Raw genomic sequence first — 23,339 nt, forward strand, 5'->3', positions numbered from 1 at the left:
AGCGATCAGCTGCCGCTTTTATTGAACGAAAGGGCAGTATGGCGTGATTGCACACTTTTAATTTCATGAGAGAAATAACTGGGATTCAATGCAAGTAACGATCAATCGTTTGTGCTACGTGCTAACAAATGTTTAAGGTTATCATCGATAAATTGATTATCGGCACTGTTGATTCCGCGGCCGGCAAAATGGCCCCAGATCGACGGGATTGGTTTAAAGACTGCATGAGGTATACGACTAGCCTCGTATTCATTATCGTCCGCTGTGCAGAAGAGGTCTGTGCTTCCCGGCATGATATAGGTAAGAGCTTTGATGCTCTTAAGTGCCTTATCGAAATCTCCGTTATAGGAGGGGTTCGCGCTAATATCGGCATGCTGCCCTGTCCATAACATGGCTAGGACATTATGCGGATCCATTTTCATAAAGCTATCCTCCCAGACGCCGGCCACAAAATCTTCCAAGGAGTCAAATCCCATCTCACGATAAAGCTCCTCTCTATAAAACGCATGCGATAATCCCCATCCCGCATAGACCCGGCCAACGGCACGCATGTCTGCAAAAGTCAACTGGTCTAGCTTGCTTGAATCGAAACCAACTGCCGATAACAGCGCAGCTTTCAGACTGTTCAAGACAACAAATGTATGAGGCCAGGGCTTGGCAATTCCCGCGAAAGGCGCTATTCGTTCTACCATCTCCGGGTAACTTGCCCCCCATTGAAATGCCTGAATACCTCCAAGGGACCATCCAACAACGAGAACAATCTTTTGAATGCCGAACTTTTCGGTAATCAGCCGATGCTGGAGCATTACATTGTCATAGACGGTCACCTGCGGAAAGTTCGCACGGTCGAATGGCGGAGGCGTGTTACTAGGGGACGAAGATAATCCGTTTCCGAGCAGGTTTGGAACGATGATGAAATATTTCTCGGGATCAAGGGCCATCCCACTCCCAATCAACCATTCATTTTGAACATGCTGGTCGCCAAAAGCAGTAGGATAGACAATGACATTGTCTTTCTTCTCATTCAGCATCCCGTAAGTCTTATAAGCTAGAAAAGCGTTCGGTAAAGTCACACCGGATTGCAAAGAAACGTCACCCAATTCAAAAGTTTCATACTCCATCGTGTTGTTTGCTCCTTTCAAAATCAAAGCATACTTTTAAATTTGTATTTCTTGTTGTTAGTATAGATCCGTGATATCCTCAATAAAAGTGAATGGAATTCATAGTAGTATTCAATAATTTTGAAGGTTAAGGAGGGTCAAATAATGGAGTTGCGCCAACTAAATACGTTCCGCATGGTTGCATCAACATTAAATTTTACTCGGGCTGCCGAAGCGCTGAACTACGTCCCTTCCAACGTCACGATGCAAGTTAAAGCATTGGAGGATGAGCTTGGCGTCCGCCTCTTTGATCGCTTGGGCAAGCAGCTCGTTCTCACTAACTCGGGTAAGCGTTTTTTAAGTCATATTCAAGGCGTTCTCGACAAATTGGATGAAGCTCACAGCGTCGTTCATGACCATGAAAATCTAAGCGGCACCTTAACGATAAGTGCCAATGAGGTTATTTGCGCCTATCGGCTTCCAGCTGTCTTTCGACAGTTTCGTTCGCAGCATCCTGGAGTACGTCTGATCTTCCGCTCCGTTCCGAATCAAGAGCTCAAGCAAACACTCTTTGAGGGAACCGCGGATGTCGTCTATATGCTGGACGAACCGATCCGCTCGACCGCACTTACCGTGGAAACATTGCGTGAAGAAACTTTCCGCTTGTTCGCTGCCCCAGATCATCCGCTCGCAAAGCAAGCTGTGCTAAAGCTTGAGGATTTCCACGGGCAAGTGTTCCTCACCAACGAGAAGGGTTGTCCCTATCGAACGATGTTTGACCGGTCATTTGAGAAAGAGGGCATGGATAGCATTACGTATTTAGAATTTCAAAGTGCTGAGGCCATTAAACAATGTGCGATTTCAGGAATCGGAATTGCCTTTCTTCCGGAAATCGTAACGGAAGCCGAGGTTGAACGCGGCGAGCTAGTTCCCCTTTCATGGCAAATTCCCGACTTGCGCGTTTATACACAGATGTTGTGGCATAAAGACAAGTGGCTTTCCCCAATCGTATTATCTTTCATAGAAGCAGCAAGGGAAGTATTAGCCTTACAAAATGAAAATGATCTGCTGGAAAATGTTTAAAGGAATTAATTTCCCCTCTTTTGCCTATCTCGGGAACGCTGGTGGTTACAGCTTGCGTAATTCGCTTAATATATCTTCAGGCTCAAACCGCTTCATGAAGTCCGGGTTAACGTATGCCGAACGGACGAAGCCACTCTCGTCAATCATGAATGTCGAGGGCACTGGAAGAATCCAACGGCTCGTGGCGTTGTATTCAGCCAGATCGAGACCTAAGCCTTGCTGAAATACGTCTTGTACGTAGAAGGGCACGTCGTATAGGATACGATACATCGCCGCAACCAAACCGTTCCGGTCGCTTAGAACATGGAAACGCAGCTCTTCCTTTTCTATTTGGGACAGCGTGGCATCTGGGCTTTGCGGACTGATTGCGATCAGTTGAGCGCCAAGCTTTTCGATCTCGGGCAGCACTTGCTGATAAGACTTGAGCTGTCTGCTGCAGTAAGGGCACCAGCCTCCACGGTAAAAGGTTAAAACGACAGGGCCTTTGGCCAGCTCATCGTATAAATGGACTGCCCGACCGAGTGCATCCTGCAGGGTGAAATCCTTAGCTTTCTGTCCAACATGAAGACCAAACGGGTCTGGCGATTCCTGTTGCTCCCGGATTAGCCGCGACAGAGCGGCCTGCGCTTCCATCGGCGTATGAGGGTCAAACGTCTTCTTCATCTGCGCTAGTTCTTGATTTAAGGTCATTGTCATTCTCCTTTTTTTATATTTTTATAAACCCAATAACCAGAAAAACGATGCCAATCGCGATGGAGAGGTAACCGGCAACTTTCCTTACAGGACCGCCCCATCTTGCTAATTTGCTTAGAATGGAAATAGAAAAGACTGCGACGGCCACGAGGATCACGCCTTTCCCTAACGAATAGGTCGTCATGAGCAACGCTCCGTGCAACGGACTCCCCTGAAGTGCGATATAACTAATCAGCGCAAAAAAGATGGGAATCGCGCAAGGCGAGATAACAAGCCCGTAAGGAATCCCTAGCTTGAAAGCGGCCAAATTGTTTTGCGGGTGCTGTGGGCGGTTCAGCTTTTGAAAAGTAGGCATTGCGAATGTAATGACACCAAGCAGCTGCAGCCCGGCGAATATGTCAAAGAGGGGCGGAATCCAGGTTAGCAAACGATACTTTTCAACAGCGGGCAGGAACTGATGGCCGAGCAGTGAGATGATCAAACCAAACAATACCGAAGTAACAACCATACCCGAGATAAAGTTGATAGCGATCCGGATGGCTTTTCTTCTCTCTCCGGCAGCTCCTTTCTGTACATAACTTGCAAACATAGCAAGCACGGGCAAATAACAGGCCAATACCGCGCTTACGATTCCGACGATAAACACGAGAATGTAGGTAGAGGCGGAAATTCCGCCTGTAATCGAAAAATGATATAACTCTTCCATTTGTTTCTCCTTTTTCTAGTGGATTTATTGATTAAGTAATTCATACACGCGTTCACGAAGCTTAGGCAGTGAGGGCAAAGTGGCAAATTCCGCTTTCCCATTGATAAGAATCGCTCCGGCACTGAAAATGTTCAGTTCCTGAAGACGCTCAAACTGATCAACCACATGCAATTCCTGAATCTCGATTTGCGGAAACTCGGCCGCGACTTGCTTCACTGCCTTCATCGCTTTTTGACAAATGGAACAGCCCGGTCCAGCTGTTACAACCTCGATTAACAATAGATCTCCTCCTTCTTTTCCTTCTTGATAAAAATCCACCATGCAAAAGGAAGATTTGCATTGATTATAAGGATCGCGCTGTTAAATCCTTGTTAAGTCAGCGAAGCTTCGTAAGAATGCATCTTTGTCCTCGTTTCGCCGAAAAATGTGTGATATCCTATTTTCATTGTCATGGAAGGAAGGAGTGGGTGATATGCGAATCCTCATTGTCGAAGATGAGGAGGATCTTTCACGCGCATTAGCCAAGGGTTTAAGGCGGGAAGGTTATGCGGTGGATATCGCCGCTGACGGGCTAACGGGGTGGGAGCTCGCGGATACCAATGATTATGACTTGATTCTCCTCGACATCAATCTTCCGGAGCTGGATGGGATTTCGCTTTGCCAACGAATTCGCCAGTCCTCGCAGTATAACGATGTTTTTATTCTCATGCTGACAGCCCGCAACCATCCGGATGAGGTGGAGGAAGGGCTTGATTCGGGTGCGGATGATTACCTCCGCAAACCGTTTATGTTCAATGAATTGGTTGCCCGCATCCGGGCGCTTCTTCGCCGGAGCACGTCCGTGAAAAGCCCCGTCCTGCAGTTCGAACGGCTTAGTCTTGATTCAAAGACAAAGGAAGTCTGGCTGGAGAATGTGCTTATCCCATTAACGAAAAAAGAATTTGGTTTGCTCGAATATCTGATGCTGCATCCAGGCGAGGTCGTTTCGTCGGAAAAACTCCTTGAGCATGTTTGGGATATCTTCGCGGATCCTCTTTCATCAACGGTCAGGGTTCACATCAATTCCTTGCGCAAAAAGCTCTCGATCCATGATCCAGAGGCAGGAGAACGATATATTCAGACTGTTCAAGGTTATGGGTATAAATGGGCTCAGAGCCGCGAAAAAGAGGAAACGACATGAAACCATGGAACCGGCTTTCACTGCGTGCAAGATTGACGTTGTTCGCTATTCTATTTTTGGGGATCTTGATCACTCTATATGTGGGGATAGATACTTTATTATCCGTGTACAAGTTTATTCCGGAGATGCAGGGGCGACTCCTAAGCTTGCTTGTCGTATTGGCAGGCATGGTTCTCAGCGCGCAATGGCTCGCAGTGATTATCCTGAAGCCTGTCAAACGAATGAGTGAAACCGCAGCTGGAATAACGGCAGCTACCCTGCACCAACGGCTGGAGATTGACGAGCTTCATGATGAATTGAAGAAGCTAGGGATTGTATTTAATACGATGCTGGATGGACTGGAACACTCTTTTACTCAACAAGCTCGTTTCGTTTCCGCGGCTGCGCATGAATTAAGAACGCCGCTTTCCATCCTTCGAACGAATCTGGAAGTGGCCGGAGACGGTGATAGCATTGATTCAAGCGAATGGAGAGATTATAGGGCGACGACAGAGCGGACGCTTGCCCGCCTAGAATCATTAACGGAGGATTTATTGCTGTTGGCTGACGGTACTTACAATCGGGAAAATAACATGCACAAGGTTGCGGAGCTTGCTGACATTCTTGCGGACGCAACTTCTTTCATGAAACCGATGGCAGACAAATACGGGGTGACACTTCATTTGGCGGAGCCCTGCGATGCCCTTGTTAAGGGGGAAGAAAGCTTCTTATTCCTGGTCTTTCGCAATCTGCTCGACAATGCGATACGGTATAATCGGCCAAATGGGAACGTGACGCTGCAGGTATCGCAGGAAGAGGGACGGATTGTGGTTCGGGTTTCGGACACGGGAAAGGGAATACCCCTTTCATCAAAGGAACTGGTTTTCGAGCGGTTTTACCGACTTGACTCCTCACGGGCACGTCGTCATGGCGGCGCTGGGTTAGGCCTGTCAATCGTTCGCCATTTGCTGTCAATCTCCCAGGGTACCGTTGAACTCGAGTCGAGTTCCAAATCGGGCAGCGTGTTTAAGGTTACCTTGGTCCGGGGTTAAGATGCAGACCAGATACATACCGACAATTTTTTGGACAAGAGTAGAAACGAAAACCTCCATTCGGGCACGAACATTCGTGTAGGATCGGAGGTTTTTGATTGAAGAGGCACTTTTATTCAAGAATATTTACAGGTGCCTGAGAATGGAAACGATTACGCACACTTTGTTTACCAATTAAACAAAGTGTGCTACGATAGAATTGAAGTTTAAAGCGCTTTCTTAAAATGAATATGAAGCTCAGCAATGAAGATTCAAAGCAGCCTAGTAAAGCAGTCACTATTACCAATGAGGAGATCCGAAAAATGAAAAAGCAAGGTTTAAATCCCTATCTTCCCTCATGGGAATACATTCCCGACGGGGAGCCGCATGTCTATAATGACCGTGTGTATGTTTACGGCTCACATGACCGGTTCAATGGGCATGTCTTCTGTCTAAACGACTATGTCTGCTGGTCGGCACCAGTGGATGACTTGGCAGACTGGCGGTATGAGGGCGTTATTTATCGGATAACGGACGATCCACTCAATCGGGATGGCCGGATGTGTCTCTATGCGCCAGACGTTACGCAGGGTTCCGATGGCCGTTATTATTTGTACTACGTACTGGACAAGGTCTCCGTCGTGTCGGTCGCAGTTTGCGATACGCCGGCCGGCAAATTCGAGTTCTATGGTTACGTGCAGTATCCCGACGGCACGCGTCTTGGCGAGCGGGAAGGCGATCAACCTCAATTCGACCCAGGCGTCTTGACAGAGGGTGACAGGACGTACCTGTACACCGGATTTTGCGCCGTCGGCGACAAGTCCCGCATGGGGCCTATGGCAACGGTGCTCGGTCCCGATATGCTTACCATTCTGGAAGAGCCTGTTTTCATCGCCCCAAGCGAGCCTTACAGTCAGGGCAGCGGGTACGAAGGGCACGAGTTTTTCGAGGCGCCTTCCATTCGTAAAATAGGCGATACCTATTATTTCATCTATTCTTCGGTCGTCATGCATGAATTGTGTTATGCTACGAGCCAGCATCCGATTCGGGGCTTTGTCTACCAAGGCGTCATTATCAGCAATAACGATCTCCATATCGATACCTACAAACCTTCAGACAAACCGATGTATTACGGTGGTAACAACCATGGAGGTATGGTGGAGATACTAGGACAATGGTATATTTTCTACCATCGCCATACCAACGGTACGAGCTTTTCCAGGCAAGGCTGCATCGAGCCGATTGCATTCCGGGAGGACGGAACGATTCCTCAAGTCGAGATGACTTCTTGCGGAGCTAATGGGGGGCCGCTGATTGGCCGCGGGGAATACCCGGCCTATTTAGCCTGTAATCTATTCTGCCAGGACGAAGCGGTATACACGGGAACACACGGAGCTTGGATGGACGGCCGGTTCCCGAAGATTACCCAGGACGGTAAGGACGGCGACGAAGAAATCGGGTACGTTGCCAATATGCGGGACTCCGCGACGGCAGGGTTCAAATATTTCGAATGCCAGGGTATCCGTCAGGTGAAAATCAAGGTTCGTGGCTACTGCCGCGGTTATTTTGCCGTGAAGACGGCGTGGGACGGACCGGAGCTCGGCAGAATTCCAGTAGACTTTACGAACGTATGGACCGAATATTCGGCGGACATCGTTATACCGGATGGCAAGCAAGCCTTATATTTCACGTATGTGGGCATGGGTAACGCAAGCCTGGCTTCATTTACGTTAAATTAACTTAGCGAGCAAAAACGAAGGAGCATGCTGCGGCAGCTCCTTTTGTCATTTTCGACGATAGACCGGATAATATTGTTATGATTTTAAACAAATTGTAGACAGCATCAAGAAAAAAAAGGTAAAATTGATATTGTAGAATAGAGTTCTATAATATCAAACTGAAAGAAGACCGAATCATGCCGATCATCCAATCGCTCGATCGGGCGCTGTCCATTCTGGACCTGTTCGACGAGCGGAACAGAGAGCTGAAAATTACCGAGATCAGCGCACAAATGCAGCTTCACAAGAGCACCGTTCATTCGCTGCTCAAGACACTTCAACTGCACCGGTATATCGAGCAGGACGCGGAGTCGGGTAAATACCGGCTGGGCATGCGGCTGCTCGAGAAGGGACAGCTGCTGCTTCAGGGCTTCGATATCCGGGAGATTGCGCGTCCCCATCTGGAGCAGCTGTCGCAGGAGACGGGTCAAACTACGCATTTGGTCGTACAAGACGGCTCGGAAGGGGTGTATATCGACAAGGTGGAAGGTGCGAAAGCAGCCATCCGATATTCCCGAATAGGCAAACGCGTCCCGCTGCACAGCAGTGCAGTTGGCAAAGTGCTTGCTGCCTATTTGCCAGTAACGGAACTGAACCGGATCCTTGCAGCGTATCACTACCAGATCCAGACACCGCATACGATAACGAACGAAGCCGATTTGCGCGCCGAGCTTGAGCGCATACGGGCAAATGGCGTCGGATTCGACCGTGAGGAGAATGAATCGGGAGTGCGATGCACAGCCGCGCCGGTGTATGATCACAGCGGTCATGTCTCCGCCGCTGTTAGCATCTCCACGATGGTGTCCACTGTTAACGACGAGGAGTTCGCCGAGTTAGCCGCGCTGGTCGTACGGACGGCAGACAGCATCTCTAAAGGGCTTGGCCGATTATAAGTCCGTGTTCTCACGTACATGCCGTTTGGCATGTGCGGATGACTACTCAAATATGAGAACATAGTTTTATAATATAAAACTGAAATGGAGTTGAGCGTATGCGTATCGTTCGTTACCGGGAAGCATCGTTTTCACGATTAGGCGCTTTGACGGAGGAAGGGGCAGTCTATCAGCTGGAAGCGTCGGACCTGATGGAGTTGGTGGCCGAGGCGCGAGCTAAAGGACTATCTCCGTCCGAGCATGTAACCGGCTTGATCGCGGGGAAGGCGCCTATTGCTTTCTCTCTCGAAGAGCTTGAACTGCTGACACCCGTCGACGCGCCGGAAGTATGGGCAGCTGGCGTCACTTATTTGCGCAGCAAGGAAGCGCGGAATTATGAGGCAACCGGGGGAAAGCTGGATGCCACTACGTTCTACGACAAGGTGTATGAGGCGGAGCGGCCGGAGCTGTTCCTGAAATCAACCCTTGCACGCACCGTTGGACCAGGAGAGCGGGTATGTCTCCGCAGCGATTCGAATTGGCAGGTCCCTGAAGCCGAGCTGGGTCTCGTGCTTGATCGAGAAGGGACTATCATCGGTTATACGGCCGGCAACGACATGAGCTGCCGAGACATTGAAGGCGAGAATCCGCTGTACCTGCCGCAGGCCAAGGTATGGAGCCGTTCCTGCTCGATAGGGCCAGCCGTCCGTTTGGCTGAAACGGTCGCCGATCCGTATGCGCTGAAGATCATATGCCGGATTTACCGCAACGGCGAGAAGCTGGTCGACGAGCAGGCAAGCACGGGCATGCTGAAACGCAGGCTGGAGGAGTTGGTAACGTTCCTGAAGCGGGATAACGAGCTCTATGACGGAACGGTACTGCTGACCGGCACCTGCTTGGTACCGCCTAATCAGTTTACTCTTGATTCGGGAGACCGGATTGAGATTGAAATCGAAGGCATCGGTATCTTGGCCAATACGGCTGTCTATAAACATGAACTGACGCAGCCATTTTATCAGACCAATTAGGAAAGGGTGAGTGTTCATGAATGAACAAGCCAGAATCATAGATAATTATATTCACGGAGAATGGACGGCCCCGCTGTCCGGCAAGCGGATACCAAGCATTAATCCGGCAAATAAGAGAGAGGTTGTCGGCGAGGTGCCCGATTCGATTGATGCCGATCTGGAGAATGCCGTAGCCGCCGCCGAAGCGGCCCGGGTTTCCTGGCGGAAGCTGACCGGCGCGCAGCGGGGGGCCCTGCTCTTCAAGGCCGCGGATCTGCTCGAGGCGAGACAAGAAGAGATCGGAAGAATGATGACGCGCGAGATGGGAAAAACGTTGCCTGAAGCCAAAGGCGAAACGGTGCGCGGCGCGGCGATCCTCCGCTATTATGCCGGCGAAGGCATGCGCAAGGTTGGGGACGTCATCCCTTCAACCGATGCCGAAGCGCTTATGTTCACGACACGGGTGCCGCTTGGCGTCGTTGGCGTTATCTCGCCCTGGAACTTTCCGGTTGCCATTCCCGTCTGGAAAATGGCTCCCGCGCTTATTTACGGAAATACGGTCATCTGGAAGCCGGCTACTGAAACCGCTATCACAGCTGCTCTTGTTATGCAATGCTTCCATGATGCAGGATTCCCGGCCGGCGCGGTAAACATGATTGTCGGCAACGGCAGCGTAATCGGCAGCGGGATTGCGTCGCACAACGGCGTTCACGGCGTCACATTCACCGGCTCCAACGCGGTGGGCAAGCGGGTCGGGCAGGCAGCGCTTGCGCGCGGAGCGAAATACCAGCTCGAGATGGGCGGGAAAAACCCGGTCATCGTGGCTGCGGATGCCGACCTTGAGCTTGCCGCGGAAGCTACGATCAGCGGCGGGCTGCGCTCCACCGGCCAGAAGTGCACGGCGACCAGCCGCGTCATTGTCGTTAGCGACGTTTACGAAGCTTTCAGGGAAAAGTTGGTAGCCAGAGTAGCGGAGCTGCGAGTGGGCGACGGACTCAAGGAAGACAGTTGGCTTGGCCCATGCGCTAACGAGAGCCAGCTCAATACCGTCATGTCCTATATCGGTAAGGGCAAAGAGGAAGGAGCGCGGCTTCTTGTCGGCGGTGAACGGCCGAACCAGCCTGAGCTCGCCGACGGCTTCTATGTAACGCCTGCCGTATTCGACGACGTGAAGCCTGATATGGCCATTGCAAAAGATGAGATCTTTGGTCCTGTACTGTCGCTCATCCGGGTGGACAATATGGAAGAAGCCATCCGGGTTGCCAACGATACCGAATACGGTCTCAGCGCTTCCATCTATACACGGAATATCGGCAATTTACTGACTTTCGTTCAAGATATGGAAGCTGGGCTGGTTAGGGTTAATGCCGAAACGGCTGGCGTTGAGCTTCAGGCTCCGTTTGGCGGGATGAAGCAGTCGAGCTCGCATTCACGCGAGCAGGGGCAGGCTGCGATTGAATTCTTCACCTCCATCAAGACCGTATTCATTAAGCCATAGGCCTTCGAGAGGGGCAATTCGGGATGAATGAGCAGATTAGAACCATAATGGGCGGAGACGACGGGAACTTCTTCTCCGTGAAGACACATGCGCCTGGGCCTGCGGGCAAGCTCCCGCTTACGCCAGACTTATTGCTTCATGCGCCAAGCGGCGATCTGTTCGGGCTGACGCAAAATGTCGGCATGGGCTGGAGCCCGAGCCGGCTCGGCGGGAAACAGGTGCTGATCATGGGGACGATGGGCGGTATCCGGAATGAGGATGGGAGCCCCGCTGCGCTGGGCTATCATACCGGGCATTGGGAAATAGGGATGCTCATGAAGGCAGCCGCTGACGAGCTGACCCGTGCCGGCCACATCCCGTTCGCCGGCTATGTCAGCGATCCGTGCGACGGGCGCAGCCAAGGAACGACGGGGATGTTTGACTCGCTGCCTTACCGTAACGATGCGGCGATCGTGGTTCGGAGGCTGGTGCGCTCGCTACCTACCCGTTCCGCCGTTATCGGGGTGGCGACCTGCGACAAGGGACTGCCAGCCATGATGCAGGCGCTGGCCAGCATGCATGATCTCCCCGTTATCATCGTACCCGGCGGCGTAACGCTGCCTCCGACATCCGGGGAGGATGCGGGCAAGATCCAGACGATTGGCACCCGGTATGCCCACGGTGAACTCAGTTTGGAGGAAGCGGCGGACCTCGGCTGCCGCGCCTGTGCGACGCCGGGCGGCGGCTGCCAATTCCTCGGAACTGCGGGAACGGCGCAGGTGGTCGCAGAGGCTCTGGGTTTGACGGTGCCCCACGCGGCACTCGCACCTTCCGGCCAACCCGTCTGGGAAGAGATGGCGCGCCAATCCGCGCGAGCAGCGGCGGCTATGGCGGAGCAGGGCATCACATCGGCCCATGTGCTGACCGATGCCTCTATCCGGAATGCGATGGCGGTTCACGCCGCGTTCGGCGGCTCCACGAATCTGCTGCTCCATATTCCGGCGATCGCGCACGCCGCAGGTCTGTCAATACCAGACGCAGGCGACTGGACCGCGATTAACCGCAGTGTTCCGCGACTTGTCAGCGTATTGCCGAACGGACCAATCCCCCATCCGACCGTCCGCGTGTTTCTAGCAGGCGGCGTTCCGGAGGTCATGCTTCATCTAAGAAGGCTCGGAGTCATTGACGACCGGGTACTCACTGTGACTGGATCAACGCTGGGCGAAGTGCTCGATTGGTGGGAGGGCTCGGAACGCCGCCGCCAGATGCGCAGCTATCTGCTGGAGCAGGACGGGATCGACCCGGACAGTGTCATCTACAGCCCGGAGCGAGCCAAAGAGGCGGGACTAACCTCAACGGTGACGTTTCCGACCGGCAATCTGGCGCCGGAAGGGGCGGTCATCAAATCGACGGCCATTGACCCGGCTGTCATCGACGGGAATGGCATTTTCCGACATGTCGGGCGAGCCAAGGTATTCACAACCGAGCGTTCGGCCATCCGCGCCATCAAGACGGGCGGGATCGTAGCAGGCGACGTGCTGGTGCTGATCGGCCGCGGACCTTCCGGTACGGGTATGGAAGAAACTTATCAGCTGACATCGGCTCTGAAGCATCTGCCTTACGGCAAACAGGTATCTCTGCTGACCGATGCCAGGTTCTCGGGCGTATCCACCGGAGCCTGTATCGGACATATCGGACCGGAGGCTCTGGCCGGTGGACCAGTAGGTCGGTTGCGCACCGGAGACTGGATAGATATCCGGATTGATACTCGCCGGCTGGACGGTACCGTCCATATGGTCGGCTGCGGCGACAAACCGGAGACCGAGTTGGCAGGAAGCTTGATACTGGCCTCCAGGCCGCAGCATCCCGAATTGGCTGAGGATCCTGCGCTGCCGGACGATACCCGGCTGTGGGCTGCGCTTCAGGCTGTAAGCGGTGGAACCTGGAAGGGATGCGTCTATGATGTGGACCGGATCCTTGAGGTCCTTTCAGCAGGCATGAATGCGCTTGCAGACTATAAGTCGGGACCGCATGCAGATTGGAAAGAACGTAAAATTGATTAAAAGCCCTTACTTTATCTAAACAAACAAATGGGAGAAACCAATTAATGGCGACTCCCATTTGTTTGTTTAGATGAGAGTAGAGTTTCGTAAGCCCCGAATAAAGCTTCCAGGATTTTTATGGTAAATTTACCAGAACAGCAAAAGGAGGCATATATGAAGACAACTATCTATATGGTCAGGCATGGAGAATCGCCATACAATGAAGGAAATGAAAGGACAAGAGGGCTGACCCCAAAAGGGAAGTATGATATTAAAAAAGTAACGAGGTTACTTATAAGTGAAGGAGTAGACCTGATTATATCTAGTCCTTATTCACGGGCAATTCTTAGTGTTCAGGGATTGGCCGAGCACTTAAAGGCAGATATTAAAGTATTTGAAGGGGAGAATAGTCTAATCGTTTCACGAATTTCTTTTGGAAATAAACAACTGTGGGAGGTATAAATATGTTTGAGAACTTTGATTTCAGACCAGGAGTAGTAAAATTTAACTCATATAAATTAAGTCCTGAAGATATGACTGATATTAAATGGTTAAGTGAAGATATGTTTATGGTCGAATATCCAAATGGATACTTAGTTGATGTCGGATGGTACGGTAGATTTTCAACTCTTGACGGCGTTTTTATTGTATATATTATCAAGAACACAGAATGGAGCAACCCCGTATTCAAAGAAGAATACCGGTCAGTAACAGAATTGTATGAAGGAATGAAAAAAGTAGTTCATAAAGTAAACCAGTTAATAAAGGAATAGATGATTGAAGTCTAGTTGAAGCATGGTATACTTTGCCTATCTTTGTAATAGAGGAGATTTCGATGAAGAAAAAGCTCGCTGCATTATTATCTATTTTACTTATGATCAGTTTTATTGTGGTCACAGGATCATCGGCCTTCGCTGTAGGGGGGAAGCAAGTTCTTCGGATGGCTTCCGCTTATGTCACAGACGAGCTTGATCCAGCTTCGGCTCAAGATACGAGCACGTTTACACTCTTGGGAGGCTTGTTCGAGGGGCTTGTTCGTTTGGATGAAACGGGACAAGCAGTACCTGCAATAGCTAAGTGGTGGAAAGTTTCGAATAATGGGCTAACCTATACGTTTACGCTCCGTTCGAACGCCAAATGGAGCAATAACCAACTCGTGAAAGCAACCGATTTCGAATACTCTTGGAAAAGAGCGCTGGCACCGGCAGCTCAGAATACATATGCCTATAACATGTATCCGATTTCCAATGCCAAAGCTTACAATACGGGAAAGTTGAAGGACGTTTCAAAAGTTGGTGTTAAAGCGTTGAACGCGACGACACTACAGGTTACGTTGGTCGAACCGATCGCTTATTTTCCGCAGCTATTGGCAGAACCGATCTTCGCGCCGGTACCGGCTTCCGTTGTGAAGGCGAACAAAGATTGGGCTTCGAATGCCGCAACCGTTGTTTCGAACGGTCCGTTTAAGATTAAGCAATGGCAAAAAGGAAAGCTTGTTCTTGTGAAAAATCCATCCTACTACGATGCGGATAAGATTCGATTGACGGAAGTGCAGGTTATTCAGCCAACCTGGCAGACTTCATCCACAGCGGCTTACGTGAAAGGAAATTTGGATTGGGTTGGTGGCGGGGAAGAGATCTATTTCGAAGAGTTGAATGATAAGGCGTACAAAGATTACAGAGTTGTGCCGCAAGCAAGTACATACTATTATCAGTTCAATGTGAATAAAGCTCCATTCAATAATTTAAAAATCCGCAAGGCGCTGGCGATGGCCGTTGACCGTAAGGCAATCAACTATGGCACACCTGCCTATGGATTCGTTCCCAATGGCATACATGGTGTCAAGAATGAGTTCCGCTTCGAATTTGCAGACAACTATTTTACGGAAGATACGAATAAGGCGAAGTTGCTTCTTCAAGAAGGCTTGAAGGAAGAAGGGCTGACGGAACTACCGCGCTTTACGGTTATTACAAATGCGGGCTCGCACGAGCAGATTGCCGACCAAATCGTTTCAACATGGGAGGAACGTTTAGGCGTCAAGGTGGATATAGACGTGCAGGAATGGGCGGAGTTGCTCAGAAATCGGTCTCAAAATAACTTCCAGGTGGCTAGAGCGGGATGGGGGGCTGATTATAACGATCCAGCTTCTTTCCTGGAATACTTCACCTCTTGGAGTTCGTCTAACGATTCCGGATGGAACAATTCGGCTTACGACCAGTATATGAAACAGGCGCAGCGCCAAACGAATGCTCAGCTCCGCAACCAGCTTTATGCCAAGGCGGAAAAGCTTTTGATTGACCAAATGGTGATTCTCCCGATTTACTATTACAAAATGGATATTCTCCAAAAACGGAATTTGAAAGGTATGCACGTTAAGTACGAAGGAACGGTTGATTTCAGCCGCGCTTATTTTGAATGAACAACAAGGGAGCAACGGAAGTCGCTTACACAGCGGCTTCTTATTTTAATTTAGCTCAGTATAATCCAACAAGGAGAACGTCATGAAAAAAGTGAACGTAATTGCTCTTGGTATGGCTGTTTTATTGGTATTGTGCTTGATTAGTTCAAAGAAGAACTCCTTTGAGCGAACCGTTGATGAAAAACTCATCCATATTGTAATTCCGAAGGATGATCATATAAGGTTTTCTTCTAGTCCATATGAATACATGAATACCGAAGAAAGTAAGACGGACTACGAATACATTGTTTCGCATGGAGACAAGTCTTTGCGTTATATGCTTCGCAAATTTGCTAGCAGTAAGGACGATGGATTACAGGAATATATTATGGCTCTCGCCTGTTCTGAAATTCTACAAGAGGATCCTGCCGCAAAAGATTGGGATTCCGGCAGAAAGTGGTATAACGATAGGTTTGCAAACACCGAGTAATACGTTAAATCCAATATACGATACGAAAGCGAAATCAAAAAACGCGCCTGAACCATAGCGGTTTTGCGCGTTTTGTTGGGACGGATATGAGTCAGGACGGAATGTTCATAGCGGTCTGTATATTGTTCAGATCGAGCTCAATTTGCTCCGGGATATGGTAAGGATGGTATAGGCCCCGCTGCATCATGTAGTTTGTTATTTTTTCATGGGAGTCTATAGCTTCATTGAGCTGTCTCATCAAAATTTGCTTGATTTCGGGGGTAACGCATTCGGTTACGGCCATGGCGTAGTTTCTGACTCCGCTCTTGGCGTTCATCAAAAAATCCATTGCGATCACGTCGTCGGTCAGCGTATGAAGCCCTGTCAAGTGTTCTATTAGGGTGTTCATGTTCCTATCTCCTTTATCCTTTAGGTTAGAGTCACTTTAGACAGCACTCCACTGAGCTCCTGAAGCTGCTGCTGTGATAATTGTACGTCTTGCCGCAAAATTTGATTGAGCTCCGGGTCGGTTACCAGAGCTTGCATGGTTTTGGATTTGGTCATGCAAACGGTCTTGAACGCAGCGATTTCATGAACCTCCAGCATCTCATGCAAAGCGTAATTGGAATTCATTCGGATTGTCCTCCCTGTATTCACCCATAGTCAGGGCTTTAAGATGACTTTGATGCAATTGTCCGTTTTCGTATCGAACACTTCATAGCCATGCTTGGCTTCGCTTAGCGGAATGACATGCGTAACAATATCTCCTGGGTCTACTTTGCCCGACGTAACCAGCTCGTACATATAAGGCATGTAGTGAATGACCGGGGCTTGTCCGGAGCGGATATTCACGTTGCGTTGCATGATGTCCCCAAGTGGGAATCCGTTATATCGTCCGCCGTATACCCCGGTGACTTGGATGGTCCCGCCTTTGCGGACAGCCTGAGACGCAATGATAAACGCGCTCATGGTGCCGCCTTGCAGTTTCAGACCGCTGGCTAGAAATTCGAGATCGCTCATCTTGCCGTCCATTCCTACCGCATCGATCACGACATCGGCGCCGCCTTTGGTCATTTCCTTGAGCGTGTTGCCGATATTCTTATCCTGTTCGAAGTTTACGATTTCCACATGGTTCGTTCGCTTCGCATGCTGCAAGCGGTAATCGACATAGTCAACGGCGATGACCCGCTTTGCTCCCTTCAGCCAGCAGAATTTCTGTGCCAGAAGTCCGACAGGACCGCAGCCGAGCACGATGACCGTATCTCCACTCTTGACGCCTGCGTTATCCACGCTCCAGAATGCAGTCGTCATGGCATCGGCGATCAAGCTCAGTTTTTCGTCCGGCTGCTCGCAGCTTTCGGGAATCTTGAAGTGGGTGAAATTGGCAAACGGAACTCGCAGATACTCGGCTTGCCCGCCAGGGTAACCACCGGTCGTTCCGGAGTAGCCGAAATATGCGCCCATATCCCCGTGTTCGTTTGAATTGTCGCATTGGCTTTCCAGCTGATTCGTGCAATAAAAGCATTCTCCGCATGCGATGTTGAAAGGGATGATCACCCGGTCGCCTTTCTTTACCTTGGTCACTCCAGGGCCAACTTCTTCTACAATCCCCATTGGTTCATGCCCGATGACATAGTTTTCCTGAAGGTTAGGGATCATCCCGTGAATCAAGTGAAGATCCGAACCGCAAATGGCGGAACTGGTGATTCTTACAATCATATCGTCCGGTTTTACAATCTTCGGATCCGGCACCTCTTTGACCACGACATTTTTAATCCCTTGATACGTTACCGCCTTCATGCTTTATGTCCTCCAATATGTTCATCTGGGGTCCGATCAAACATTCCTTTACGCGACGTATCACCCGGGAACAAATTCATCTGCCCGATCATCACCGTATTTTTCGCTGAAAGCTGGTCGAGTTGGTACTGCTCGTTCAGCTCGTAAGGATGGAACCATTTTTTGCGAATCATAAGCTCCGTGATTTCTTGGTGCAGCGCAATTCCCTGCATAAGATGATTGCGAAGAAGCGCTCTTACATCGGGAGAAGCCGTTTCCGTCAGAGCGATGGACAAATTTCGTACACCTTCCTTGGCACGGATAAGGAAGTCCATTGCAAATGTCATATCTGCCATCTCCGGCATATTTAACGAATTAATTGGGTCTAAATAATCGGTATTCATTGGCGTTCCCCTTTAATGAGTGATAGGTGTCGGGCTATTCGGAACAGGAGCTTGGAATGGAGCTCTTGCGTAGATGGCCTGAAGCTCGGCGATCTGCTGCGTGGATAGAATGACATCCTTCTGCATTAACGCTTTCAGCTCTTGGTCAAAAACCAAGCCTTGCATAAGTTTTGACTTAGCCAGGCAGAGTGTTTTGAAGTTTAACGCTTCATGCAGTTCCATTGATTCGTGCGGCGCTAGCGTTGGCGTATCCATTAAGTAAGTATCCTCTCCTTTCTTTTATCCGATTTAGCTTTTCCAGCGCATAGAATCCTATGCAAAAATGGATGGCCGGAAATGTGAGTCCAATATTCACATGCAGTCGTAAGAATATAAACAAAATATCAACCGCATACTTATTTCTGTTTAAGTTTATTTGATTTGCTAAAGAAAGGAGGACTCACCTTGCCTAATGAAAACAAAATTGATCTAGCTACCGAGCATGCAAAAAAACCGGCAGAAGGCGCACTTTACTCGAGCGGCAACACGCTGGAGCAGCATGCATCTAATGCGGTTTCGGAGGTACAAACGGCTTTAAATCAGGCGTTAAGCTCGATAAGTGATTCTAATGCGGCAACAAATTCTCAAGCGTTGGAGACAGCCCGGCAGCAATTGACCCAAGCAGAGGAATTTTTAGATCAAGCGCAAACTTCGGCAAACGCATTGCGTCTGCCTGACCAACAATAAGTATCTTTTGTTTTTGCCCCACACTTAAAAAGATCAATAAAAGGAGCCTTCCAATCCACTCTCAAGAGTGGTTTTGAAGGCTTCTTCTATATAATCTTTTGTTTTGCCGTTTCCACGCGTGTCATGGTCCCAAAGTAGATGACGCAGAACACTCGAGTCATCAGGAATGTGAGGAATATCGTAGCCCACGACCAAAACCAGTTCCAATGAACATACCGAATCAGATCGGTATATTGTAGGAGCAGTACCTCAACTATCGTCAGTACAGTAGTGAATAACACGTAATAGCCGAATTGAACCCAGCCGCTCCGATGGCTCGGATAATACGCGTTAAACAACGCGCATGTCATCGGATAGGCCATATATTCGTAGGTGAAACTCGTCCGGCTAACGTCGGCAAACTCCCTTACGGGATAGGCGAGAAGCTGGAGTTCGACTACGACATGACCGAAAATACACGTCATATACTGTTTGAACAAAAAAGCGACCATTGCCAATCGAAGTTTCTGCCGCGGGATGATGAGAATCAACATTAATGAAAGGATCCACACTGAAACGATAATGCCGTATTGCACAAGCAAACTCATCCCTCGCTCAATTCCTTTCTGAAAACTTTTCGGTCTCTAAAGAACCAGCTCACTAGAACGTGAACGGAGAGGAATATAATCGATAACACGATTGCCATCAGACTCCAGTGAAAATGAACATATTCCACCAATTCGGTTTTTGCGGCTAGCATCCCGTCGATAAAGGTGAGCAGTGAAATCCAGACAGCAAAGTAAAAACACGTTGTCAATTTATTCGCACGAGGTCTATGAATGTAATACAGACCGCTGGCAACAGGCGTCCACACAACTTTGAACGTGATATTCAAATCCGATGCTTTGGGAAATTCACGTAACGGGTATGCCACCAAATCAAAATGAACGAGCAGAACTTCTACTATCCATCCAACAGCCTGACACGCAAGAAAGCACAAAACAAATTCATGAGCTTTTGCTCTTGGAACAAGAAAATAGATGGTGGTTATACACACAAACCAGACTAGCAGCAATAAATTTCGTTCCATGTCCATGGCCATAGCTTGTACAGGGAAGGAGGCTCCTATGTATTGTGTAGCAAACGTTTACTCGTTGGTCGTTATAGACACTCACATGCAGTCATATAAATAGGTGATAGCAGTTCGAGCGTGTTGAGGAGGATTCTATACAAGTGATGTTACCGAGCGAAACGTATTTTGGTAAGTTGGAGGCGGTTTTTTTATTTTACGGAGCCATGCCTACAGGCGTAACTGTTTCTGAAACCGGGCGTATCTTCATTTGCTTTCCGAAATGGGGAGACGACGTAAAATTTACGGTGGCTGAAATCGTTCACGATACCATTCAGCCCTATCCTAGTTTAGAAGCTAATGCGGTAAACCCATCGAATATCGCAACGTCCTTCATTAGTGTCCAAAGTGTCGTTGCTGATGGCAGGGGAACGCTGTGGGTACTGGATACGGGGGCTCCTAATTTCTCGGAACCCATCAAAGGGGGAGCGAAGTTAGTCGCTGTAGATTTACATTCAAATACCATCAGAAGCGTTTATACATTTACGGATGATGTTGTCCTGCCAACCACTTATCTGAATGATGTCCGATTTGATTTTCGTGTCGGTAAAGCCGGATACGCCTATATAACGGATTCGTCTTCCCGAGGACCAGGAGCCATTATTGTCGTCGATTTAGAAACGGGCAATGCCTGGAGACGGTTAAACGGAGCAAATTCAACCTCGCCCGATCTCTTTTTCTTACCGAAAGTGGAAGGTAGAATTCTGATGAATCGAAACAAAGACGGATCTACTTCACCCTTTAGATTGGCATCCGATGGAATAGCAATTTCCCCGGACGGCAAGACGTTGTATTTTTGTCCCCTCTCCAGCCGTCATCTCTACTCGATTTCAACGGAAGTCCTTAGAGACCGAACGATACCGGATAAGAATTTACAACATTACGTGAAGTATTGGGGCGAAAAAGGGGCATCAGATGGAATGATCACCGATGCAAAAGGAAACGTTTACGCCGGTGACTATGAAAATAATAGTATTCGAAAGATATTGCCGAATGGAGTAATGGAAACCATCGCACATGATCCGAGAATGTTATGGCCGGATACTTTTTCTATTGGTCCAGATCAATACTTATATTTCATCGTAAACCAATTACATCGGCAGCCAAGATTTCATTATGGTAATGACCTGCGGGAGAAGCCTTATAGTTTACTCCGTATAAAAATAAACGAACCAACGGCTCCTACCTTTTAATAAATATTTCACGACTCCCCCAGTGCACCATTCGATTAAACGAGGAATGATATTTAAGCCATTCAGGAGCAGTTTGCCACAACGGCAGCTGTTCTTTTTTTATTAAGCGAAAGGAGGCAAAGTTTCATTATATAGATGTGGTCTATGCCTATTCTAAAATATATTAATTTGGTATATGGATTGTTTCGTATTAATATGTAGTTACCAAAGACAATAACGGTTGAAGGAGAGAATGATGATGGAACAACACTACTATAGAAACGCTCATATTTTTTGGGATGAAGTAATTGAATCGGTTGTGATTCGATGGAATTCCTTCGCCAAGGGGGATGAATTTAGAGAACCTTTAGATAGATTGATTGAATTAGCTGTGATCAAGAAGGCGAAGAAAGCTTTATTTGATAACAGTCATATCCTGGTCATGAAAGACGATATGAAATGGTTGTCTGAAGAGTGGCTGCCCAGACTAAAGAATGCCGGTATTCAATACACAGCTACCGTTAATCCAGCTCATTCAGAACGCAACCACGGCTTGAATAAAGAAATTGCTGAAGAAAGTACAACAAAACTGCAACATCACGAATTTGAAGGGGTACAAAAAGCAATTGTATGGTTATCGGAAATAGCTGCATGATAGAAAAGAGGAAAAAGAAAATTCTGTATGGACAAACTTTATAGTAAGTTTCTATGTTTATGTTTTATTGACGGAATATTCATTCATTTAATCGGAGGAGATTACAAATGAGCAAGTTGCAAATCGGTGTTGCCGGATTAGCCGTTATGGGCAAAAACCTAGCCTTAAATATAGAAAGCAAAGGATTCACGGTAGCCTTGTACAACCGTTCTTCGGAAAAAACAAAAGAGCTTCTGGCCGAAGCACAAGGCAAAAATTTCGTGGGCACATACAGCATCGAAGAATTCGTGCAGTCTCTGGAGATACCTCGTAAAATTCTGATTATGGTTAAAGCCGGGAAACCAACGGATGATACCATTAATCAGTTGGTGCCTCATCTTAGTCCCGGAGATATCATTATCGACGGAGGTAATGCTTATTTTCCGGATACGGAGCGCAGAAACCGAGAATTGGAGTCCAAAGGAATCCGGTTCATTGGAGCAGGGGTTTCCGGTGGCGAAGAAGGAGCGCTTAAAGGACCGTCTATCATGCCTGGCGGCCAACGTGATGCCTATGATCTTGTAGAACCGATTCTGACGGCTATTTCCGCCAAAGTGAATGGCGATCCTTGCTCGACTTATATCGGAGAGGGTGGTGCCGGCCATTATGTCAAAATGGTGCATAACGGAATTGAATACGGGGACATGCAGCTTATCGGAGAAGCTTACCATCTGATGAGAGACGTGCTTCATGTGGGTGCGGACGAATTGCATAACATTTTCACTGAATGGAATAAAGGAGAGCTGGACAGTTATTTAATCGAGATTACGGCGGATATTTTCTCCAAAAAGGATGCAGCGACCGGCAAACCGATGGTGGACGTGATTCTGGATTCCGCAGGACAAAAAGGAACTGGAAAATGGACCAGCGAAAGCGCACTAGATCTCGGTGTTCCGCTCTCTATCATAACCGAATCCGTCTTTTCCAGATTCATTTCCGCAATGAAAGAAGAACGCGTAGCGGCAAGCACAAAACTGAGCGGTCCTGCGTCGCATAAATACGAAGGAGATACTGTCGAATTTATCGAAGCGGTAAGACAAGCTCTTTACGCTAGCAAAATTGCTTCTTATGCGCAGGGATTTGCTCAGATGAAGGTGGCTTCGGAGCATTACGGCTGGCATTTGAATTATGGCAATATTGCCATGATTTTTCGGGGAGGGTGCATTATTCGAGCCGGTTTCCTGCAAAATATCAAAGATGCTTACGACAAGGATCCGGCATTGAACAACCTGTTCCTAGATGAATATTTCGGCGGCGTTATCGAAAAATACCAAGAGGCCTGGCGCAAAGTTGTTGCGATCGCGGTAACCAGAGGTATTCCAGTTCCCGCATTCTCTTCTGCGCTTGCTTACTATGACAGTTACCGGTCGGCAAATTTACCGGCCAACCTGCTTCAGGCACAGCGGGATTATTTCGGAGCCCATACGTTTGAACGGGTGGACCAAGCTGGAAGCTTCCACTTCCAATGGTTGCAGAACAATGACTAAACGATTAGACTACAGGAATTCTAACGTGGAACATTAGATCCACCAATCGAGAAGCAGCACGCGATTCGCGTCTGCTTCTTTTTTTAGGCGATAGGACAGGATAGTGTGATAGGACACTAGTTAGAACAGAGATCTCAAGTTTTCTCTAATAGTG

The 23,339-nt window shown here is 48.7% G+C and carries 27 protein-coding genes; 16 read left to right on the forward strand and 11 right to left on the reverse strand.

Annotation, left to right across the window (positions count from 1 at the left end):
* Positions 1-101 precede the first annotated feature (101 nt).
* Positions 102-1,121 (reverse strand): alpha/beta fold hydrolase, encoded by a 1,020-nt coding sequence (locus tag WFJ73_RS02125; protein WP_336771448.1) that lies wholly within the window; start codon positions 1,119-1,121, stop codon positions 102-104.
* A gap of 144 nt (positions 1,122-1,265) precedes the next feature.
* Between WFJ73_RS02125 and WFJ73_RS02130 the strand changes: the two genes are divergently transcribed.
* Entirely contained in the window at positions 1,266-2,183 is a 918-nt protein-coding gene (locus WFJ73_RS02130) for a LysR family transcriptional regulator (protein ID WP_336771450.1), read from the forward strand.
* 45 nt (positions 2,184-2,228) lie between these two features.
* Here WFJ73_RS02130 and WFJ73_RS02135 read toward each other — a convergent pair whose 3' ends face one another.
* From WFJ73_RS02135 to WFJ73_RS02145, 3 genes are read right to left on the reverse strand one after another with little or no spacing between them, the layout of a single operon-like run.
* A complete protein-coding gene (locus WFJ73_RS02135; RefSeq protein WP_336771451.1) occupies positions 2,229-2,873 on the reverse strand; it encodes a peroxiredoxin family protein in 645 nt (214 codons plus the stop codon).
* A 16-nt stretch (positions 2,874-2,889) separates the two neighbouring features.
* Entirely contained in the window at positions 2,890-3,582 is a 693-nt protein-coding gene (locus tag WFJ73_RS02140) for a cytochrome c biogenesis CcdA family protein (protein ID WP_336771452.1), read from the reverse strand.
* Positions 3,583-3,606: 24 nt separating this feature from the next.
* Positions 3,607-3,861, reverse strand: coding sequence for a thioredoxin family protein (locus tag WFJ73_RS02145; RefSeq protein ID WP_336771454.1), 255 nt, complete (start codon positions 3,859-3,861; stop codon positions 3,607-3,609).
* Between the two features lie 193 nt (positions 3,862-4,054).
* Here WFJ73_RS02145 and WFJ73_RS02150 point away from each other — a divergent pair, with 193 nt between their 5' ends.
* The 11 genes from WFJ73_RS02150 (at position 4,055) to WFJ73_RS02200 (ending at position 15,836) form a co-directional block, all read left to right on the forward strand.
* The gene (locus WFJ73_RS02150) at positions 4,055-4,762 is read left to right on the forward strand and encodes a response regulator transcription factor (protein ID WP_336771456.1); all 708 of its coding nucleotides are present in this window, start codon (positions 4,055-4,057) and stop codon (positions 4,760-4,762) included.
* Positions 4,759-5,793 carry a sensor histidine kinase gene (locus tag WFJ73_RS02155; protein WP_336771457.1) on the forward strand — a complete coding sequence of 345 codons (1,035 nt, stop codon included), beginning with the start codon at positions 4,759-4,761 and terminating at the stop codon, positions 5,791-5,793. The genes WFJ73_RS02150 and WFJ73_RS02155 overlap by 4 nt, the downstream gene beginning before the upstream one ends.
* Positions 5,794-6,095: 302 nt before the next feature.
* The gene (locus tag WFJ73_RS02160; RefSeq protein ID WP_336771458.1) at positions 6,096-7,511 is read left to right on the forward strand and encodes a family 43 glycosylhydrolase; all 1,416 of its coding nucleotides are present in this window, start codon (positions 6,096-6,098) and stop codon (positions 7,509-7,511) included.
* Between the two features lie 176 nt (positions 7,512-7,687).
* A complete protein-coding gene (locus tag WFJ73_RS02165; RefSeq protein WP_336771459.1) occupies positions 7,688-8,443 on the forward strand; it encodes an IclR family transcriptional regulator in 756 nt (251 codons plus the stop codon).
* 98 nt (positions 8,444-8,541) lie between these two features.
* Positions 8,542-9,450 carry a fumarylacetoacetate hydrolase family protein gene (locus tag WFJ73_RS02170; RefSeq protein WP_336771461.1) on the forward strand — a complete coding sequence of 303 codons (909 nt, stop codon included), beginning with the start codon at positions 8,542-8,544 and terminating at the stop codon, positions 9,448-9,450.
* A gap of 16 nt (positions 9,451-9,466) precedes the next feature.
* Complete coding sequence (gene gucD / locus WFJ73_RS02175; protein WP_336771463.1) at positions 9,467-10,927, forward strand: alpha-ketoglutaric semialdehyde dehydrogenase GucD; 1,461 nt, start codon at positions 9,467-9,469, stop codon at positions 10,925-10,927.
* A gap of 23 nt (positions 10,928-10,950) precedes the next feature.
* Complete coding sequence (locus WFJ73_RS02180) at positions 10,951-12,969, forward strand: YjhG/YagF family D-xylonate dehydratase (protein ID WP_336771465.1); 2,019 nt, start codon at positions 10,951-10,953, stop codon at positions 12,967-12,969.
* 153 nt (positions 12,970-13,122) lie between these two features.
* On the forward strand, positions 13,123-13,410 hold the full coding sequence (locus tag WFJ73_RS02185; RefSeq protein ID WP_442955914.1) for a phosphoglycerate mutase family protein: 288 nt from the start codon (positions 13,123-13,125) through the stop codon (positions 13,408-13,410).
* Between the two features lie 2 nt (positions 13,411-13,412).
* Positions 13,413-13,721: a hypothetical protein gene (locus tag WFJ73_RS02190; protein WP_336771467.1), complete on the forward strand. Its 309-nt coding sequence runs from the start codon at positions 13,413-13,415 to the stop codon at positions 13,719-13,721.
* Between the two features lie 62 nt (positions 13,722-13,783).
* Positions 13,784-15,367, forward strand: coding sequence for a peptide ABC transporter substrate-binding protein (locus WFJ73_RS02195; RefSeq protein ID WP_336771469.1), 1,584 nt, complete (start codon positions 13,784-13,786; stop codon positions 15,365-15,367).
* 82 nt (positions 15,368-15,449) lie between these two features.
* Positions 15,450-15,836, forward strand: a complete 387-nt coding sequence (locus WFJ73_RS02200) for a hypothetical protein (protein WP_336771470.1) — start codon at positions 15,450-15,452, stop codon at positions 15,834-15,836.
* 91 nt (positions 15,837-15,927) lie between these two features.
* On the opposite strand, the gene WFJ73_RS02205 is transcribed toward WFJ73_RS02200, so the two are convergent.
* Genes WFJ73_RS02205 through WFJ73_RS02225 form a run of 5 tightly spaced genes read right to left on the reverse strand, consistent with a single transcriptional unit; the run spans position 15,928 to position 18,253 of the window.
* Positions 15,928-16,224, reverse strand: a complete 297-nt coding sequence (locus WFJ73_RS02205; RefSeq protein ID WP_336771473.1) for a spore coat protein — start codon at positions 16,222-16,224, stop codon at positions 15,928-15,930.
* Between the two features lie 20 nt (positions 16,225-16,244).
* On the reverse strand, positions 16,245-16,448 hold the full coding sequence (locus WFJ73_RS02210) for a hypothetical protein (RefSeq protein ID WP_336771474.1): 204 nt from the start codon (positions 16,446-16,448) through the stop codon (positions 16,245-16,247).
* Positions 16,449-16,478: 30 nt separating this feature from the next.
* Positions 16,479-17,615 (reverse strand): zinc-dependent alcohol dehydrogenase, encoded by a 1,137-nt coding sequence (locus WFJ73_RS02215; protein WP_336771476.1) that lies wholly within the window; start codon positions 17,613-17,615, stop codon positions 16,479-16,481.
* Positions 17,612-17,998, reverse strand: coding sequence for a spore coat protein (locus tag WFJ73_RS02220; protein WP_336771478.1), 387 nt, complete (start codon positions 17,996-17,998; stop codon positions 17,612-17,614). Before WFJ73_RS02220 ends, WFJ73_RS02215 begins: the two co-directional genes overlap by 4 nt.
* 12 nt (positions 17,999-18,010) lie before the next feature.
* The gene (locus WFJ73_RS02225) at positions 18,011-18,253 is read right to left on the reverse strand and encodes a hypothetical protein (RefSeq protein WP_063184921.1); all 243 of its coding nucleotides are present in this window, start codon (positions 18,251-18,253) and stop codon (positions 18,011-18,013) included.
* 189 nt (positions 18,254-18,442) lie between these two features.
* Here WFJ73_RS02225 and WFJ73_RS02230 point away from each other — a divergent pair, with 189 nt between their 5' ends.
* Positions 18,443-18,724, forward strand: a complete 282-nt coding sequence (locus WFJ73_RS02230; protein WP_336771482.1) for a hypothetical protein — start codon at positions 18,443-18,445, stop codon at positions 18,722-18,724.
* Positions 18,725-18,810: 86 nt separating this feature from the next.
* On the opposite strand, the gene WFJ73_RS02235 is transcribed toward WFJ73_RS02230, so the two are convergent.
* Both WFJ73_RS02235 and WFJ73_RS02240 read right to left on the reverse strand, forming a co-directional pair.
* Positions 18,811-19,311 carry a CBO0543 family protein gene (locus WFJ73_RS02235; protein WP_336771484.1) on the reverse strand — a complete coding sequence of 167 codons (501 nt, stop codon included), beginning with the start codon at positions 19,309-19,311 and terminating at the stop codon, positions 18,811-18,813.
* On the reverse strand, positions 19,308-19,805 hold the full coding sequence (locus tag WFJ73_RS02240) for a CBO0543 family protein (protein WP_336771485.1): 498 nt from the start codon (positions 19,803-19,805) through the stop codon (positions 19,308-19,310). The genes WFJ73_RS02235 and WFJ73_RS02240 overlap by 4 nt, the downstream gene beginning before the upstream one ends.
* A gap of 125 nt (positions 19,806-19,930) precedes the next feature.
* Between WFJ73_RS02240 and WFJ73_RS02245 the strand changes: the two genes are divergently transcribed.
* The 3 genes from WFJ73_RS02245 to gndA all read left to right on the forward strand — a co-directional run bounded on the left by WFJ73_RS02245 (position 19,931) and on the right by gndA (position 23,185).
* The gene (locus WFJ73_RS02245) at positions 19,931-21,025 is read left to right on the forward strand and encodes an L-dopachrome tautomerase-related protein (RefSeq protein WP_336772116.1); all 1,095 of its coding nucleotides are present in this window, start codon (positions 19,931-19,933) and stop codon (positions 21,023-21,025) included.
* Between the two features lie 232 nt (positions 21,026-21,257).
* Positions 21,258-21,659 (forward strand): hypothetical protein, encoded by a 402-nt coding sequence (locus tag WFJ73_RS02250; RefSeq protein ID WP_336771488.1) that lies wholly within the window; start codon positions 21,258-21,260, stop codon positions 21,657-21,659.
* Positions 21,660-21,766: 107 nt separating this feature from the next.
* Positions 21,767-23,185 (forward strand): NADP-dependent phosphogluconate dehydrogenase, encoded by a 1,419-nt coding sequence (gene gndA, locus WFJ73_RS02255; protein WP_336771490.1) that lies wholly within the window; start codon positions 21,767-21,769, stop codon positions 23,183-23,185.
* The last annotated feature ends 154 nt before the right edge of the window (positions 23,186-23,339 follow it).

The sequence above is a fragment of the Paenibacillus sp. MMO-58 genome (genome assembly GCF_037146255.1).
Lineage (GTDB): Bacteria > Bacillota > Bacilli > Paenibacillales > Paenibacillaceae > Pristimantibacillus.

What these genes read in the sequence shown, in the direction of transcription:
- WFJ73_RS02225 (WP_063184921.1), bottom strand. Translation starts at nt 18,253, where the DNA reads ATGGATACGCCAACGCTAGCGCCGCACGAATCAATGGAACTGCATGAA.
- WFJ73_RS02160 (WP_336771458.1), top strand. Translation starts at nt 6,096, where the DNA reads ATGAAAAAGCAAGGTTTAAATCCCTATCTTCCCTCATGGGAATACATT.
- WFJ73_RS02235 (WP_336771484.1), bottom strand. Translation starts at nt 19,311, where the DNA reads ATGAGTTTGCTTGTGCAATACGGCATTATCGTTTCAGTGTGGATCCTT.
- gucD (WP_336771463.1), top strand. Translation starts at nt 9,467, where the DNA reads ATGAATGAACAAGCCAGAATCATAGATAATTATATTCACGGAGAATGG.
- WFJ73_RS02215 (WP_336771476.1), bottom strand. Translation starts at nt 17,615, where the DNA reads ATGAAGGCGGTAACGTATCAAGGGATTAAAAATGTCGTGGTCAAAGAG.
- WFJ73_RS02185 (WP_442955914.1), top strand. Translation starts at nt 13,123, where the DNA reads ATGAAGACAACTATCTATATGGTCAGGCATGGAGAATCGCCATACAAT.
- WFJ73_RS02130 (WP_336771450.1), top strand. Translation starts at nt 1,266, where the DNA reads ATGGAGTTGCGCCAACTAAATACGTTCCGCATGGTTGCATCAACATTA.
- WFJ73_RS02155 (WP_336771457.1), top strand. Translation starts at nt 4,759, where the DNA reads ATGAAACCATGGAACCGGCTTTCACTGCGTGCAAGATTGACGTTGTTC.
- WFJ73_RS02210 (WP_336771474.1), bottom strand. Translation starts at nt 16,448, where the DNA reads ATGAATTCCAATTACGCTTTGCATGAGATGCTGGAGGTTCATGAAATC.
- WFJ73_RS02200 (WP_336771470.1), top strand. Translation starts at nt 15,450, where the DNA reads ATGAAAAAAGTGAACGTAATTGCTCTTGGTATGGCTGTTTTATTGGTA.
- WFJ73_RS02165 (WP_336771459.1), top strand. Translation starts at nt 7,688, where the DNA reads ATGCCGATCATCCAATCGCTCGATCGGGCGCTGTCCATTCTGGACCTG.
- WFJ73_RS02250 (WP_336771488.1), top strand. Translation starts at nt 21,258, where the DNA reads ATGATGATGGAACAACACTACTATAGAAACGCTCATATTTTTTGGGAT.
- WFJ73_RS02195 (WP_336771469.1), top strand. Translation starts at nt 13,784, where the DNA reads ATGAAGAAAAAGCTCGCTGCATTATTATCTATTTTACTTATGATCAGT.
- WFJ73_RS02240 (WP_336771485.1), bottom strand. Translation starts at nt 19,805, where the DNA reads ATGGCCATGGACATGGAACGAAATTTATTGCTGCTAGTCTGGTTTGTG.
- WFJ73_RS02170 (WP_336771461.1), top strand. Translation starts at nt 8,542, where the DNA reads ATGCGTATCGTTCGTTACCGGGAAGCATCGTTTTCACGATTAGGCGCT.
- WFJ73_RS02135 (WP_336771451.1), bottom strand. Translation starts at nt 2,873, where the DNA reads ATGACCTTAAATCAAGAACTAGCGCAGATGAAGAAGACGTTTGACCCT.
- WFJ73_RS02190 (WP_336771467.1), top strand. Translation starts at nt 13,413, where the DNA reads ATGTTTGAGAACTTTGATTTCAGACCAGGAGTAGTAAAATTTAACTCA.
- WFJ73_RS02180 (WP_336771465.1), top strand. Translation starts at nt 10,951, where the DNA reads ATGAATGAGCAGATTAGAACCATAATGGGCGGAGACGACGGGAACTTC.
- WFJ73_RS02220 (WP_336771478.1), bottom strand. Translation starts at nt 17,998, where the DNA reads ATGAATACCGATTATTTAGACCCAATTAATTCGTTAAATATGCCGGAG.
- WFJ73_RS02150 (WP_336771456.1), top strand. Translation starts at nt 4,055, where the DNA reads ATGCGAATCCTCATTGTCGAAGATGAGGAGGATCTTTCACGCGCATTA.
- WFJ73_RS02205 (WP_336771473.1), bottom strand. Translation starts at nt 16,224, where the DNA reads ATGAACACCCTAATAGAACACTTGACAGGGCTTCATACGCTGACCGAC.
- gndA (WP_336771490.1), top strand. Translation starts at nt 21,767, where the DNA reads ATGAGCAAGTTGCAAATCGGTGTTGCCGGATTAGCCGTTATGGGCAAA.
- WFJ73_RS02140 (WP_336771452.1), bottom strand. Translation starts at nt 3,582, where the DNA reads ATGGAAGAGTTATATCATTTTTCGATTACAGGCGGAATTTCCGCCTCT.
- WFJ73_RS02125 (WP_336771448.1), bottom strand. Translation starts at nt 1,121, where the DNA reads ATGGAGTATGAAACTTTTGAATTGGGTGACGTTTCTTTGCAATCCGGT.